The sequence below is a fragment of the Sphaerothrix gracilis Ecp01 genome (genome assembly GCF_030405905.1).
Taxonomy (GTDB): Bacteria; Cyanobacteriota; Cyanobacteriia; order Phormidesmidales; family Phormidesmidaceae; genus Sphaerothrix; species Sphaerothrix gracilis.
The window spans coordinates 23,253-39,027 of record NZ_JASATW010000009.1 but is presented as its reverse complement, the minus strand read 5'-3'; the positions used below and the strand labels follow the sequence as shown (position 1 = coordinate 39,027).

General features: G+C 56.1%; 5 protein-coding genes and 2 pseudogenes. 5 read left to right on the top strand and 2 right to left on the bottom strand.

Annotated features, from left to right (window positions below):
• The first annotated feature begins 33 nt into the window (after positions 1 to 33).
• A complete protein-coding gene (locus tag QJQ48_RS11510) occupies positions 34 to 2,745 on the top strand; it encodes a cation-translocating P-type ATPase (RefSeq protein ID WP_346291380.1) in 2,712 nt (903 codons plus the stop codon).
• 48 nt (positions 2,746 to 2,793) lie between these two features.
• Here QJQ48_RS11510 and QJQ48_RS11505 read toward each other — a convergent pair whose 3' ends face one another.
• Positions 2,794 to 6,015: an efflux RND transporter permease subunit gene (locus QJQ48_RS11505; protein ID WP_346291379.1), complete on the bottom strand. Its 3,222-nt coding sequence runs from the start codon at positions 6,013 to 6,015 to the stop codon at positions 2,794 to 2,796.
• Positions 6,012 to 7,640, bottom strand: coding sequence for an efflux RND transporter periplasmic adaptor subunit (locus QJQ48_RS11500; protein ID WP_346291378.1), 1,629 nt, complete (start codon positions 7,638 to 7,640; stop codon positions 6,012 to 6,014). The genes QJQ48_RS11505 and QJQ48_RS11500 overlap by 4 nt, the downstream gene beginning before the upstream one ends.
• A 276-nt stretch (positions 7,641 to 7,916) precedes the next feature.
• On the opposite strand from QJQ48_RS11500, the gene QJQ48_RS11495 reads away from it, so the two are divergent.
• The 4 genes and pseudogenes from QJQ48_RS11495 (at position 7,917) to QJQ48_RS11485 (ending at position 15,774) form a co-directional block, all read left to right on the top strand.
• Positions 7,917 to 13,634: an AAA family ATPase gene (locus tag QJQ48_RS11495; RefSeq protein WP_346291377.1), complete on the top strand. Its 5,718-nt coding sequence runs from the start codon at positions 7,917 to 7,919 to the stop codon at positions 13,632 to 13,634.
• Positions 13,631 to 13,984 (top strand): annotated as a pseudogene (locus tag QJQ48_RS28380) (response regulator); the annotation flags it as partial. The gene QJQ48_RS11495 and the pseudogene QJQ48_RS28380, both read left to right, overlap by 4 nt.
• Positions 13,985 to 14,062: 78 nt before the next feature.
• A pseudogene (locus tag QJQ48_RS11490) lies at positions 14,063 to 15,325 on the top strand (sensor histidine kinase); the annotation flags it as partial.
• A 20-nt stretch (positions 15,326 to 15,345) separates the two neighbouring features.
• Positions 15,346 to 15,774 carry a response regulator gene (locus QJQ48_RS11485; RefSeq protein WP_346291375.1) on the top strand — a complete coding sequence of 143 codons (429 nt, stop codon included), beginning with the start codon at positions 15,346 to 15,348 and terminating at the stop codon, positions 15,772 to 15,774.
• Position 15,775 lies beyond the last annotated feature (1 nt).

The following is a 15,775-nucleotide window of genomic DNA, read 5'->3' as shown; positions in this document are numbered from 1 at the left end:
TATCCCGTCATGGCTTGAGCATACGAGGTCTTTATGGCAGCATCCCTCTCCCCTGAGGTTCTAAAGCAACAGTGGCACCCCCTGTCAGTGCAGGAGACAGCAGCCCAGTTGCATAGCGACCCGGATACTGGTTTAGAGACAGATGAGATCAGCCAGCGCCAGCAGACATTTGGCCCCAACCGGCTCACGCCTGAAACGGGCCCCGGCCCGTGGCTGCGGTTTTTGCAGCAGTTCAATCAGCCGTTGCTATACATTTTGCTGGTCGCCGGGGGGATTACCCTGCTGCTGCAGGACTGGCTCGATGCTGGGGTCATCTTTGCGGTGGTGCTGATTAACGCGGTTGTGGGCTATATCCAGGAAGCCAAGGCTGAGCAGGCTATCAAAGCCCTAGCCGAGTCTATTGTGACGGAAGCGACCGCGATCCGGGGGGGCAAACCGCAGCAACTGCCAGCCGATCAGCTAGTGCCAGGGGATCTGGTACGCCTAGAGGCGGGGGACAAAGTGCCGGCTGACCTGCGCCTGATTACAGCCAAAAATCTGCATATTGATGAATCCGCTTTGACAGGTGAGTCGGTGCCCGTAGACAAGCACATTGACCCCCTTGACGCGGATACCCAACTGGCCGATCGCACCAATCTGGCTTTTGCGGGTACGATTGTGACTTCTGGGCAAGGACGCGGCCTAGTGATTGCCATTGGGGAAGCGACCGAAACTGGTCAGATCTCTGAAATGGTGCAGCAAAGGACTAACCTCACTACCCCACTGACCCGTAAGATTGAGCGGTTTAGCTGGCGGCTGCTCTACGTTATTCTGGGGCTAGCAGCCTTGACGTTTGCCATCGGTTTAGGACGCGGCGAATCCTGGATTGAGATGTTTCAAACGGCGGTAGCCCTAGCGGTGAGCGGCATTCCAGAAGAGTTGCCGCCCCTGGTGACGATTATTTTAGCCATTGGTGTCTCCCGCATGGCCGATCGCCATGCCATCATTCGTAAACTACCAGCGGTGGAAACCCTGGGCAGCGCCACGGTGATTTGCTCTGACAAAACGGGCACTCTCACCGAAAACCAGATGACGGTGGAACAGATCTATGCCGGGGAGCAGTTCTATCGCGTCAGCGGCAGTGGCTACAGCACTGAAGGCGACATTTTGCAGGATGAGCAGCCGGTGAAACTAGATCAAGCCCCCACCCTGCGAGACTGCCTGCAATGCGGGGTGCTGTGCAACGACTCTGCCCTGACGGAAGAAGCGGGACAGCCTACCATCGACGGCGACCCCACTGAGGGATCCCTGATGGTGGTGGGTCACAAAGCTGGCCTGCGGCGTGACGAGCTAGAGCCAGCCCACCCCCGGCGGGATGTGATTCCTTTTGAGTCGGAGCATCAGTATATGGCAACGCTCAACGAGGGGAGAGAACAAGGGCGCGTTATTTACGTTAAAGGCTCAGCCGAAGCGATTTTGAGCCGATGTGACAAAACTCAAAACGCCCAAGGGAAAACCACCAATCTGAATCAGGCGGAAATCGAACAGATTGCAGAATCTTTTGCGGCAAAGGGCCTGCGGGTGCTGGCCTTCGCTCAGAAGTTGACAGACACCGATACCCTAGAGCGGCAGGATACGGCATCAGGTCTGACTTTTTTGGGTTTGTTGGGGATGATTGACCCGCCCCGCCAGGAAGCGATGCGAGCGGTGGCGGCCTGTCAGGAAGCCGGCATTCAGGTAAAGATGGTGACGGGAGATCATGCCGTGACGGCCAGAGCGATCGCCCAGATGATGCACCTCAGTCGGTCAGAGCAGGTTACCGCCCTCTCTGGCAAAGACCTGCACGACAGGGGCAAAGAAGCTATCAAAAATGCGGTAGAAGACACCGTCGTCTTTGCCCGCGTCGCTCCTGAACAAAAGCTGCGGCTGATTGAAGCCCTCCAAGCCAAAGGCCACGTAGTCGCGATGACTGGGGATGGCGTCAACGATGCCCCTGCCCTGAAACAGGCGGATATTGGTATCGCTATGGGCGAGATGGGGACCGAAGTGGCGAAAGAAGCCTCAGATATCATTCTCACCGACGATAACTTTGCATCCATCGAAGCGGCGGTGGAAGAGGGACGCACCGTTTATTTGAACCTGAAAAAAGCGATCGCCTTTGTCCTGCCCGTCAACGGCGGCGAGCTGCTGACCATCCTTGCCAGCGTGCTGCTGGGCACAGCCTTGCCCATCCTGCCGCTCCAAATTCTCTGGGTGAATATGGTCAGCTCCAGTTCCCTGTCCATTCCCCTTGCCTTTGAGCCTAGACCTCAGGGCATCATGCAAAAGCCGCCCCGTCCGCCGAATCAGCCCCTCCTGACGGGCGATATTCTCTGGCGCATCGGCATTATTTCCCTATTCAACTGGGCCATTACCTTTGGCATGTTTGAGTGGATGATGGGGCGCACGGCGGACACGGCCCTAGCCCGGACGATGGCGGTACAGACCCTGGTGTCTGCCGAGATTTTCTATCTCTTGTGTATCAGTCGGTTCATGCCGTCTCTCTGGAGCAAAATGCAGGGTAAGCCCGACCCCCTGGCCTATGCTCCTGCCATCGGCATTGGCTGTGTGGTAGGGTTGCAGGTGCTGTTTAGCCAGTTGGGCATTTTTAATCGCCTGTTTAGTACCGTCGCCCTCAGCTGGACGCAGGGACTCCTCTGCCTGGGGGCAGGGCTGCCCGTCATTCTGCTGGCCTTGCTGCTGCGGTGGCAAAAGCCCCTGCAGTAGCGACAAGAAGGGGGTTAAACCCCAGACCGCAAAATGCTCTACGGGCCTTCAAGAAGACTGCGATGCGGTTTTGGGGGTGAGCAGCAGGTAGAGGCACGGCACGACAATTAGGGCAATCAGCGTTGCCGCTACCAGGCCGAAGATAATAGCGCTGCACAAAGGCATCCAGGTAGGGTCGCTCAGGGCCAGGGGAATTAGGCCGATAATAGTGGTGATGCTGGTGGTCAGAACCGGGCGCAGGCGATCGCTCACGCCCCGCGCCGCCGCCTGTTTCACCTTCATTCCCGCTTGCTGATAGCTATTCATCGTATCGACCATGACGATGGCATCATTCACCACAATCCCCACCAGAGCGATAATACCGATGAAGGCCGAGAAGGAAAATGGGATGCCCACTAGGAAAAAGCCGCCTACGGTACCGATCAGGGCAAAGGGAATGGCTAGCAAAATAATGAACGGCTGGCGAAAAGAACCCAGCTGCAGCACCAGCACGGCAAACACTAGAAAGACAGCTAGCCCCAGCGCCTGACCCGCCGAGCCAAAAGTCTCTGCCTGATCTTCAGTTTCACCGCCGAAGCTGTAGTCATACCCCTGGGGCCAAGACGGCTGCATCTCTTCTAATCGGGGTTCTAGGTCTGCCAAAATTTCCCCCACTGTGCGGTTAGTATTTTTAGCAAGCACCGTGGCCGTTCGCGCTCCCCCCCGACGGGCAATAGATAGGGGAGCTTCTGCCTGGACGGCATCGACTACGGCTCCGGCAGAAACGACCGCTTCATCAGGGTTGTTGGTAAAGAAGCGGGCAGCGAGCAGCTCATCGCGGCGCGTCGGGCCACCGACGCGGCCATTGCGAGAAGGCCATGCCGTACTGAGGCGAATTTCTAGGTCTTCTTGGTCGCCGCCCAGGGCATAGTCTCCCACATCAATCGCCCGCGTATAGTACTGGGCCTGAGCCGAGAGCTCATCGGCACTGAGGTTGTAGAACGACAGTTCCTCCCGTTTAGGAATCAGCCGCAGATCTTCCTGCAGCGCTCCTAAGCTGTCTCGCACATCCGTAGCCCCCGGAATCTGGCGCAAGGCATTTTGTACTTCCTGGGAGATTTGTCGCAGTTGGCTCAGATTGCTGCCGGTTAGCTCCACCTGAATCGGATCGCCGCTTTGAGCTGCCTGCTGAGCATTGAGTATTAGGGTAGCTCCAGGATACTGGTTGACGGCGGCTTCCAGCTCATCTCTCAAATCATCGAGATACTCAAATGAGAGCTGATCGCGCTCGTCTTCGGGTAAAAAAGTAGCCGAAAATCCGACCAGATAGCTGCCCTCGCTGGGCTGTAGCTCCCCGGAGGCGACTAAGTTACTGCGCTGTCCAACGTATTTAATAACGCTGTCGAGATAGTCTTTTGCTTGCAGAATTTCGCCTAAGTCATCAGCTACCTGCTGCGAGACGTTCAGGGTAGTGGTGGGCGGCAGCTCTATATTGACGCTGAAATTGCGCTGATCCCCTTGAGGAAAAAATTCAACCGGGATTTGGCTGAAGGAGGCCATGACGCAAACAAATAGAGCCAGGGTGCCCAATACCCAGGCCCAAGCAGTCTGTTTGGTGCGGACAGTGTGCTTAAGGCTCCAATGCTGCCAGCGCTGAGAGGCGACTTCGCTGAGGCGATCGATGCGAGATGTTTTTTCAGTCCCTTTAACCTGGGCTAGCAGATAGCGAGAGAGGGGAATATCAATCAGAATGGCGATCGCAAAGCTCAGCACCAAACAAATAATCGCCGTGTAGGGCAAGAGCTGAATAAACTTGCCCAGAGTACCGCTAATAGCCAGCAGCGGCATCAGGGCCAAAATGGTGGTGAGCTGTCCGGCAAAGGCTGGAGGCGCATAAGTGCTGACCGTCTTCAGCGCGGCCTGGTTAAAGGACAGACCCTGGACAAAGATAAACTCATGCATCCCCTCCATCATCAAGATAAACACGTCCACCAGGATGCCTAAGGCCAGCACCATGCCGATCAGCACCATGTTGTTGAGGGTTTGCCCCGTCAGCCACAGCACTGCCATTGCGCCCAAAAAGGTTAGAGGAATAGAGAGTCCGGCAATTAGCGCTTCTCGCCAGGACAGGGCGATAAACAAGATCACGAATACCGCCGCCATTGCCTGCAGCGCATTGACAAACAAATTGCCTAGCTGCTCCCAGATAATGTCAGCCTCATTGGCAATGATGCTGTACTCCAGGCCGCTGGGCCAGTCGTTGGGAGTTTGCTGAATTTGCGCCATCGTGGTCAGGACGCGATCGATCACTTCAATCGAATCTTGCCCCGGCACCTTTTTAATACCGACGCTGACCACTGGCTGATAGGGTTCTCCCTGAGTGCTGATAAAAGCGCGAGTCTCTTCTGACTCTAGCTGTCGCTGCACCGTCGCCAGTTCTTCTAAGCGCACCACGCGCCCCTCTAGGCGAGCAATGGGTAGCTGCCTCAGGTCTTCCAGGGTGCGGAAGCGCCCGTAGAAACGCACCTGAGAGCCAATGACGTCACTCTCAATTTCAGCTAGGGGAACATCGCGGTTAGCAGTGCGGATCTCACTGGCAACGGTGGTGGGTGAAATGCCGAGGGCCGCGAGGCGAAACGGATTCATCTGGACGCTGACCACTTCCTGGCGGGCACCGCCCAGATTGACTTCACTCACTCCGGCAACCTGCTCTAGGCGATCTTGAATGCCCTCTGCCGCCTGGGAAATAACCGTGGGATCGATATCGCCAAATAGTGCCAGGGTCAAAATAGGCGCGTCGTTGACTGAAACCTGCTCCACCACTGGCTGGTCAGCATCTTCTGGCAGCTCTGATTCAGCCTGAGAGACGGCTTGCCGCAGCGCCTGCACCGCCTGATCGGGATCGGCCTCGGAGGTAAATTCCACATTGATAATCGAAAAGCCGGTGTACGAAGCACTCTGAATTTCGCTGACGTTTTCAACGGTGGTAATTTCGGTTTCAATTTCGCTGGTGACCTGCTGCTCGATTGTTTGTGGATCAGCGCCGCCCCAGGTGGTGGTGATGGTGGCAACGGCAATGTCAATATCGGGGTTGGACTGCTTGGTCATGGAGAGATAGCCCAGGACGCCGCCCACCACCATCAAAATGCTCAAAAGAATGGCAAAAATGGTTTCCAGGAAAAAGAACCGGGCTAACCTAGGCGCTTTTGCTGGCTGAGGAGCCGAGGGGCGATCGCCGTTGCGAGACTGATCGGGGGGCTGGGGGCGGCGGTCTTGCTGCACTGAACTCATGATGACGCTCCCTTCTCACTGACAACCTGGACTGCCGCGCCATCGACTAGACGGTTTTGCCCCTCAGTCACCACCAGCTCACCGGCTGTCACACCGCTGGCGATCGCCTGCTCTGTAATGCCGGTAATTCCCAGTTCCACCGGGCGCTGTTCCACGGTGCCCTGCTCCGGATCGACCACAAACACATAGGGCACCTGATCGCGGCGCACAACGGCATTGAGGGGAACTACCACCGCGTTCGTTTCGGCAGCCACAGCTATCCAGGTCAAAACCTGCTCGCCGTGTCGCAGCGTCTCCGTGGTAGAGGGATACAGCCGCACCCGCGCTTCAATCGCTCGCCCACCCGGACTAATGGCGGGATTAACCGAAAAAACTTCGCCCTGAGCGCGGGCGTTGGCGACTAGGGTTTCCCGGTAGGTATCACCCTGATCGGCGCTGCTAACGCTGGTTTCTGAGGCAATAAAGGCCGACTGCCCTGCCTCTACCTGTTCCCCCGTCGGTCCCGCCAAATCAACCAGCACTTCGTACTGGGCCGGGTCAATAATCACCATCGGAATTCGCTCTAAAATGCCCTGATAGTCGCCGCCAAGCTGAGATGAAACGATTTGGGGAGTAAAGTATTCCCCCTCTGAGATGTTGAGATAGGCAATGATGCCGTCAAAGGGGGCATAGATGCTGGCCCCTTCTAGGGCAACTTCTGCCTGGGACAGCCGGGCCTGGGCCGTAGTGATGGCGGACTGGCGGGCTTCGAGCTGCTGCTGAGCAGCCCTGACTTGGGCTTGGGCTGAGGCCACCTGCTGCCGGGCCGATTCAACTCTGGCCTGGGCTGAAGTCACCTGCGATCGCGCATCCTGTAGGGTATTTTGCCGCTGATCAAACTCCAGCTCAGAAACAGCTCCCTGATTCGCTAAGGTGCGGTAGCGATTGACGTTGGTGGCCGCTAAATCACGGGCCGACTGAGCGGTTTGCAACTGGGCCTGAGCTTCCTGCACCTGGCTGCGAGCCTGAGCTACCTGGGCTTGCGATCGCGCCACTTCCGCCGCCGCCGCCGCCTGCTGCTGCCGCGCTTCCGAGACGGCGGCTTCAGCCTGCCGCACATCCGCCACCAGGGCGCGGTCATCTATGCGGGCTAGCAGCTCTCCCGCCCTAACGCGATCGCCCTCCCGCAGCCTGCGGCCTGCGGCATCAGCCAGGTAGGTAACGTCCCCCTCCGTTTCAAAGGTGAGGTGCTGGTACTCAACCGCCCGCACATTGCCCTCGCTAGACACCCAGGCGCGGATTGGCTCTCGCTGAGCGGCGATCGCTCGCACTGAGAGCGGTGTCGTTTCCGTCACCGCTGCGGGTTCATCACCGCGCAGACGCACAAACGTGACGCCTCCCGCCGCAATCACCAATCCCAGCACCGGAATCAGCCACCAGTATTGCTGCAGACCTGATTTGCGCTCGGATGCTGATTTCTCTGCAGCCTCTGCCTCTGAGGCCACCTCAGCCGTCTCCGGCTGAGGAGACGGGGCGGTTTCTAAGCCATCGGCAGTGACTCTAGCCTCCACAGGTGGGGCGCTGGCATCAGGCTGGAAGGGTCTAATTGGCGTGGGAACAGGTGAGCTGTTATCGGGAGGAGTCATGAGCTGCGATGAAATCAATGCGACAAACTTAAGCAAAGCGCTGTAAATAGAGGCGCTGAACCAGCCTGCCTTGATCCTGCTCCAAAGCCAGCGTTTAAACATCCTCAAAATGAAAGAAAAGCCAGCCCAGATGGGTTACAAATCCCAGTTCTAAGGCGGCAGGCCGATCTGCTGTGAAAAGCTAATCTTTTGCTAAAGTTGTTTGATTACTTTGGCAGCCAGTCGATAATGAACAGATAACAACGGCTAATTGCGATGTGGGACTCTACGGCAGCTATGAACTTAGAAATAGCTGGCTGTGCGCTACAAAAAATAGTTCATCAGAGCGATCGCACTCAGGTTTATGCGGGCGTCAGGCAGTCCGACCAGCGCCCTGTCATGATCAAGGTGCTGAGGGCTGACTATCCCTCTCTCGCCGAGATCGCTCAGCTCAGACATGAATTCAGCATTCTCAACAGTCTGGAGTGTCCGGGCATTGTTCAAGCCCTGGCCTTAGAAAGCTATCAAAACGGTTTGGCCCTGGTGCTAGAAGATTATGGCGGCATTACGCTCAAGCAGTTTTTGCAGCCAGCGCCCCTGACCGTGAGTGAGTTTCTCAACATCGCCACCCAGCTAGCCGCCATCTTGGCTGATCTCCACCACAGCCAGATTGTTCACAAAGACATTAATCCCTGCAATATCCTAATTCAGCCTCAAACCGGGCAGATCAAGCTGATTGACTTCAGTATTGCGTCGCGCCTGTCGCAGGAAAAGCCCACCGCAGGCAATCCCAGCCTGCTGGAAGGGACGCTGCCTTACCTATCACCAGAGCAAACCGGACGCATGAACCGGACAATCGACTACCGCAGCGATTTTTACGCTCTGGGCGTCACCTGCTACGAAATGCTGACCGGGCAGCTACCTTTCCAGGCCAGTGACCCCCTAGAGTGGGTACACTGCCACATCGCCAAAACGCCGCCTTCGCCCCATCAGCTCAATCCCGCTGTGCCACCGGTCCTGGGCAATTTAGTGATGAAGCTCTTAGCCAAGACGGCGGAAGAACGCTACCAGAGTGCATTGGGCCTAAAGGCCGACTTAGTCACCTGTCAGAAAAGGCTGAGCCAGTCCGGGGCGATCGCTCCTTTTGCCATTGGTCAGCTAGACTGCTACAGCCAGTTTCTCATCCCCCAGACGCTCTATGGCCGGCAAGATGAAGTGACAACCCTGTTTACGGCTTTTGAGCAGGTCAGTGCCGGGGCGACCGAACTGGTACTGGTAAGCGGATATTCCGGTATCGGCAAGACTTCCCTGGTGAACGAGGTTCACAAACCCATTTCCCGGCAGCGGGGATACTTCATCGCCGGCAAGTTTGATCAGTTCAAGCGCAATGTGCCCTATGCTTCCCTGACCCAGGCTTTTCAGGATTTGATGCGCCAGCTACTGACGGAGAGCAGTGACCAGATTGCCGCCTGGCAGAGTAAGCTCCTGCAGGCGTTAGGCACCAACGGTCAGATCATCATTGATGTGATTCCGGCGGTGGAGCAAATCATCGGGCCGCAGCCGGCAGTTCCCCCGCTGGGAGCTGCCGAATTGCAGAATCGGTTTAATCGCGTTTTTCAACAGTTTATGCGGGTGTTCAGCCAGCCGGAACAGCCGCTAGTGATTTTTCTAGACGACCTACAGTGGGCCGATTTGCCCTCGCTGAAGCTGATTGAGCTGCTGGTGACAAATCCGGAAAACCCTTATTTGCTACTGGTAGGGGCCTACCGCGACAATGAAGTCAGCCTCACCCATCCACTGAAGCACACCCTGGAGCAGCTTCAAGGGACAGACGCCACCGTCCGCGAGATTGTGCTGCGACCTTTAGCACTCAATCATATCCAGCAGCTCGTGGCGGATACCCTCCATGCTAGCGCAGCGGCAGCCCACCCCCTGGCCCAGTTAGTCTTCAAGAAAACTCAGGGTAATCCGTTTTTCCTCACCCAGCTGCTGAAATCGATGCACCAAAGCCAGCAGCTCTGGTTTGACTTTGATCAGGGTCGCTGGCAGTGGGATATGGCCGCTTTGCAGAGCATTGAGATTACCGAAAATGTAGTTGAACTGATGGTGAGTCAGATCCAAAAGCTGTCTTTGCCCACCCAGCAGGTGCTCAAGCTGGCCGCCTGTATCGGTGACAAGTTTGCCCTCGACACCCTAGCCATTGTCAATCAGGCTTCTCAGGCAGAAACGGCCATCCATCTGTGGGAGGCTTTGCAGGCCGAATTTGTCGTTCCCCTCAGCCAGTCCTATAAGATTCCGCTAGCCTTGGGAGCGGCCTCCCACCCGGCTGAAAGTTCGGTTCAGCTCACTTCGTTGAGCGCCGATGTGCCCATTGTTTATAAGTTTCTGCATGACCGCGTGCAGCAGGCAGCCTATTCTTTAATCTTGCCGTCCCAGCGGCAGGAAACACATCTCAAAGTTGGCAGACTGCTATTGCAGAATATTCCTGCGGCGGAGCGAGACGAGCACATCTTTGCCATTGTGAATCAGCTCAACTACGGCATAGAGCTGCTGACCTCTGAGGCTGAAGCCTATCAGCTAGCCGCCCTCAATCAGATTGCCGGTCAGAAAGCCAAAGCCGCTGCCGCCTACGACTCTGCCCGGCGCTATCTGCAAGTGGGACTTAGCCTGCTGCCCCCAACTAGCTGGCAGCAGCAGTACGAGCTGACCCTGACCTTGCATAACTCAGCCATTGAGACGGCCTACCTCAACGGCAATTTTGAGCAGATGGAGGTCTGGGCTGACGTGGTTTTGCAGCAGGCGCGATCGCCCCTTGACACCATGAAGGTGTACGAGGTGAAAATTCAGGCCAGTATGGCTCAGGTGAAGCAGCTAGAAGCAGTTGAGATTGGGCTGCAGGCGCTGGCACGGTTGGGGGTCAGCTTGCCCCAGTCCCCCAGTCTGGAAGATATTCAGCGATCGCTGGCGCAAACGGCTGCCTGTTTAGCGAGCCAGCGCCCCCAAGACCTGCTGCAGCTCCCCCCCGTGACTGACGCTGAGAAGCTCGCTGCAATTCGGATGCTCACCAGTCTGGGGTCGCCGTGTTATCAGGCGGCACCAAACCTGTTTCCCCTGGTCATTTGCGAACAGGTTAATCTAACCATTCGCTATGGCAATTCACCCTTTGCCGCCTACAGCTATGTCTGCTACGGGGTGATTCTTAACGGCATTCTGCAGGATATTGAATCCGCCTATCAGTTCGGCAATTTGGCCCTAGAGGTGGTAGAACGGTTCAACGCCGTGGATCTCAAAACCAGCGTCAGCTTTGTGGCCGGAGCCTGCACCCTACATGGCAAAATTCACGTCAAAGAAACCCTGCCCCTGCTATGGGACAGCTACCAAAGCGGTCTAGAAACAGGACAGTTTGAATACGGCGGCTATGCCGCTATCCAGCGCTGCCACCATGCTTATCTAATGGGGCAGGAACTGCCTCAGCTAGCCTCTGAGATGGCCGCTATCAGCGCAACTCTAGCGCAGCTCAAGCAGGATAATGCCCTGGGCTGGAATCAAATCGTGCAGCAGGCGGTGCTGAATCTGCTCGACTCCCCGAGCGATCCCTGCTGTTTAGCGGGCAGTGCCTATCAGGAGCAGCAGGCGTTGCCGCTGCTGGAAGCGGGCAACGATCGCACAGGTCTGCACTATCTCTATCTCAACAAGCTGATCCTCAGCTACCTGTTTGGTCAGTCTTCCCAGGCGCTGCAGCAGGCGGCCCTGGCCGAACAGCATCTCGACGGTGTCAAGGCTTTTTTGGTGGTGCCCGTCTTCTATTTTTACGACTCGCTGGCCCATCTGGCGGCAGCAGCAGCAGGCGCGATCGCCACAGACTCATGCCTAAGCAAAGTCGAGCAGAATTTGCTCACGCTGCGGCTGTGGGCCGCTCAGGCACCGATGAATTTTCGGCACAAGCTGGAGCTGGTAGAAGCCGAGCAAGCCCGCCTGCTGAACCAGCCCTGGCAGGCGATGGCCCACTATGACCAGGCGATCGCCGGGGCCAAAGAGCAGGGCTATCTGCAGGAGGAGGCCCTAGCCAACGAGCGAGCTGCCGAGTTTTATTTGGCTTACGGGCGAGACAGAGTAGCTCAGGTTTACCTAACGGAAGCTTACTACGGCTATCTGCGGTGGGGCGCGATCGCCAAAGCCCAGGCATTAGAAGCCAAATATCCCAACCTACAGGCCCAAACCGATAGGCGAGCAGCGATCGCAGCCGATACTTCGCTCACGCCTAGCGCCATATCAACCAGCGGCCTCAAAGGTTTTGATTTAGCCACCGTCACTAAAGCCTCACAGGCCATGTCGGGTGAAATCGTTTTGAGCGATTTGCTCACCAAGCTAATGCAGATTGTGCTGGAAAATGCCGGGGCCGAGCAGGGCTGGCTGCTGCTAGAAACTGCCGGGCAGCTCTTGATCAAAGCCGCTGGTACCGTCCGGGCCGATGAGATTTCTGTGCAGCAGGGCGTTCCGGCAGCGACAGGAATGAGGCAGGAGGAAGCCGTTCCCGCCGCCTTACCCTGGTCAATCATCAACTATGTGGCCAGAACCCAGGCAGCTCTGGTACTCAGCAACGCCAGTGAAGCAGAGCTATTTGTCAGCGATCCCTACGTCAGAGCGCAGCAGCCCCAGTCTGTGCTGTGCGCCCCCATCCTGCACCAGGGAAAGCTAACGGGGATTCTTTACCTAGAGAACAACTTAACTACAGCAGCCTTTACCTCAGAGCGGCTGGAAGTTTTGCAGCTACTAGCCGCCCAAGCCGCCATCTCGATTGAAAATGCCCGGCTCTATGCCGATCTGGCAGAAGCCAACCGGACCCTAGAGGTCAAGGTGACGGCCCGGACCCTAGAGCTAGAGGAGAAAAATGTTCACCTGCAGCAAGAAATTCGAGAGCGACAGCGGGCAGAAGAGGCCGCCACAGTCGCCAATCGGGCGAAGAGTGAGTTCCTAGCCAATATGAGCCATGAGCTGCGGACGCCGCTCAACGGCATTTTGGGCTACAGCCAGGTGCTGAAAAAGGAGCAGACGCTGACTGAAAAGCAGCAAAAAGGGCTAGAAGTTATTCATCGCTGCGGCGAGTACCTGCTAACTCTGATCAATGACGTGCTCGATCTCTCCAAGATTGAAGCGCGGAAGATGGAGCTGCATCCGCATCTGTTTCATCTGCCCCGTTTGCTAGAAAACGTCCTGTCAATCTGTCGTATTCGCGCCAGCCAGAAGCAGATTGCCTTACACTACGAAACCGTTTCATCCCTACCTCAGTCGGTCTACGCCGATGAAAAGCGGCTGCAGCAGGTACTGTTGAACTTACTGGGGAATGCTATCAAGTTCACTGAGACTGGCAGCGTCACGCTGAAAGTCGGGTATGTGCATGACTGGGCAGACGGAGCCAATCAGCCAGCACAGCGACAGGCTAAAACGAGAGCTGACTTCATTCGCTTTCAAGTCAAAGACACGGGCATCGGCATTGCGCCAGAGCAGCTAGCCCAGATTTTTCAGCCGTTTCACTGCGCTGATGCGCTTGAACACCGGACTGAGGGAACGGGGCTGGGATTGGCAATTAGCCGCCAACTGGTGCAGCTTATGGGCAGCGATATTCAGGTTGCAAGTCAGCTCGGCCAAGGGAGCTGCTTCTGGCTAGATCTAGAACTGCCCGTCTCCCAGCAGGAGGTTCTTACCAGCGCGAAATCTATTCCCCCGGATAGCAGCAACCAGGGCGATCGCCCAGCCGTTCTCGCTCCCGCTCTTAGTCCTTCTTTACCGCTGCCCCCGCTGCCGGTGGCCGCCATCCCACCGGCAGCGGAGCTGGATACCCTGCTCGATCTGGCCCTGATGGGTGATTTAAAGGTTGTCATCGCCCATACCCATCGCTTAGAACAAGTAGAGCCGCAGTGGGCTGCCTTTACCGAGCCGTTGCGGCAGTTGGCCAGCAGCTATAAGGGAAAACAGGTGATTGAGTTGATCAAACGCTACCGGGCACAGCCATGAGCCAGGATACAGCCCCAGCCGGAACCATTTTGGTGGTAGATGATACGCCAACGAACTTAGACGTGCTGTTCGACTTTTTGAGCAACGCCGGATTTAAAGTGCTGTTTGCCGAAGAGGGAGAAAGCGCGATCGCCAAAGCTAACTATGCCAAGCCGGATTTGATTCTGTTAGATATCCTCATGCCAGGCATCGATGGCTTTGAAACCTGCCGCCGGCTGAAGCAGAACGAGGCCACCGCCGCTATTCCAGTCATCTTTCTCAGCGCCCTCACGGATACCTCGGACAAGGTGCAGGGATTTGCTTTGGGAGCGGTAGATTTCATTACTAAACCGCTGCAGTATGAAGAAGTCCTCGCCCGGGTTAAAACCCATCTGCGGCTGCAGGAGCTGACGCAGCAGCTGCAGACCCAAAATGCTGAGCTAGCCCAGGAAGTGCAGGAACGTCAGCAGGCAGAGGCGGCGCTGCAGCGCCAAAATCAGCGATCGCATCTATTTGCCGAAGTCACCCTCAAAATCCGCCAGTCCCTACAGATTGATGACATTCTGCAAACCGCTGTCACTGAGGTCAAAAAAATTCTGCAGACCGATCGGGTGCTGATCTATCGTCTCTGGCCCGACGGCACCGGCAGCAGCGTCGCCGAAGCGGTATCGCCTAATTTGCCTCAGGTGATGGGAGTGGTCTTTCCAGAAGAGGTGTTTCCAGAAGAGATTAAAGCAGAGTATCGGCAGGGTCGGATTCGCAGGCTAGCCGATGTTAATTCAGATCAGCAGGTGCCGCCCTGTTTGGTCAGCTTTTTGCAAAAGCTACAGGTGCGAGCCAAGCTGGTTGTGCCCATTCTCACCCAAGCAGACCTGTGGGGCCTGCTGATTGCCCACCAGTGTGCTGGCCCCCGGCAGTGGACTGACTTTGAAACCGAACTGTTGCAGCAGCTCGCCAACCAAATGGCGATCGCTCTGACCCAGGCTCAGCTCTTAGAGCAGGAAAGGCTGCAGCGGCAGGAGCTGATGCGTTCCAATGAGGAGCTGCAGCAGTTTGCCTATGTTGCTTCCCACGATCTACAAGAGCCACTGCGCATGGTGACTAGCTATCTGCAAATTCTAGAGCGTCGCTACCAGGGTAAGCTCGACTCGGATGCGGATGATTTTATCCAATACGCTGTAGACGGGGCTACGCGGATGCGATCGCTGATCAACGATTTGCTAGCCTATTCCCGGATTGGGACTCGGGGCCAAGCCTTTGAGTTAACTAACTGTAATGACGTAGTCGGGCAGGCAATTGCTAACCTCAAGGTAGCGATCGCCGAAAGTGAGGCCATTGTGACCTATGACAATTTGCCTCAGGTGCAAGCAGATCCGGCCCAGCTCACTCGGCTGTTCCAGAATCTGATCAGCAACGCCATCAAGTTTCGCAGCGAGGCCCCTATCCAGATTCAGATCAAAGCCAGTCAAAGGGAAGATGGATGGCTATTTTCCGTCCAGGATAATGGAATTGGCCTTGATCCCCAGTATGCTGAACGAATTTTTGTCATCTTTCAGCGGTTAAATAACCGGATCAGCTATGCGGGTACTGGAATTGGACTGGCGATTTGTAAGAAGATTGTAGAACGGCACGGCGGTAGTATCTGGGTGCAGTCTCAACCCCATAAAGGCGCAACTTTCTACTTCACAATTCCAGAGCGAGGCGTGAACTGATCGTGACTTTTGGAGGCGGTATGCAACCTATCGAAATTTTGCTAGTAGAAGATAATCCAGGTGATATCAGACTCACCCAGGAAGTCCTGAAAGAAGGTCGCATCTGTCACCATCTCAACGTCATGGATGACGGCGAGAAAGCCATTACCTTTTTGAAGCGAACTGCCCGCTATGTTCGGTCTGCTTGCCCAGATCTAATCCTGCTGGACTTGAATCTGCCCCGCCGTAGCGGTCTAGAAGTGCTGAAAATGATCAAGACCAGCGAAGCCTTAAAGCATATTCCAGTGATTATCTTTACTAGCTCTCAGGCGGAAGAAGATATTATGAGCGCTTACAATCTTTATGCCAACTGCTACATTACCAAGCCCATTGACTTGGCCCAGTTTACAAAAAGCATCAAGTCCATTGAAGACTTTTGGTTTTCCGTCGTCCAGTTGCCGTCGGAGTAAG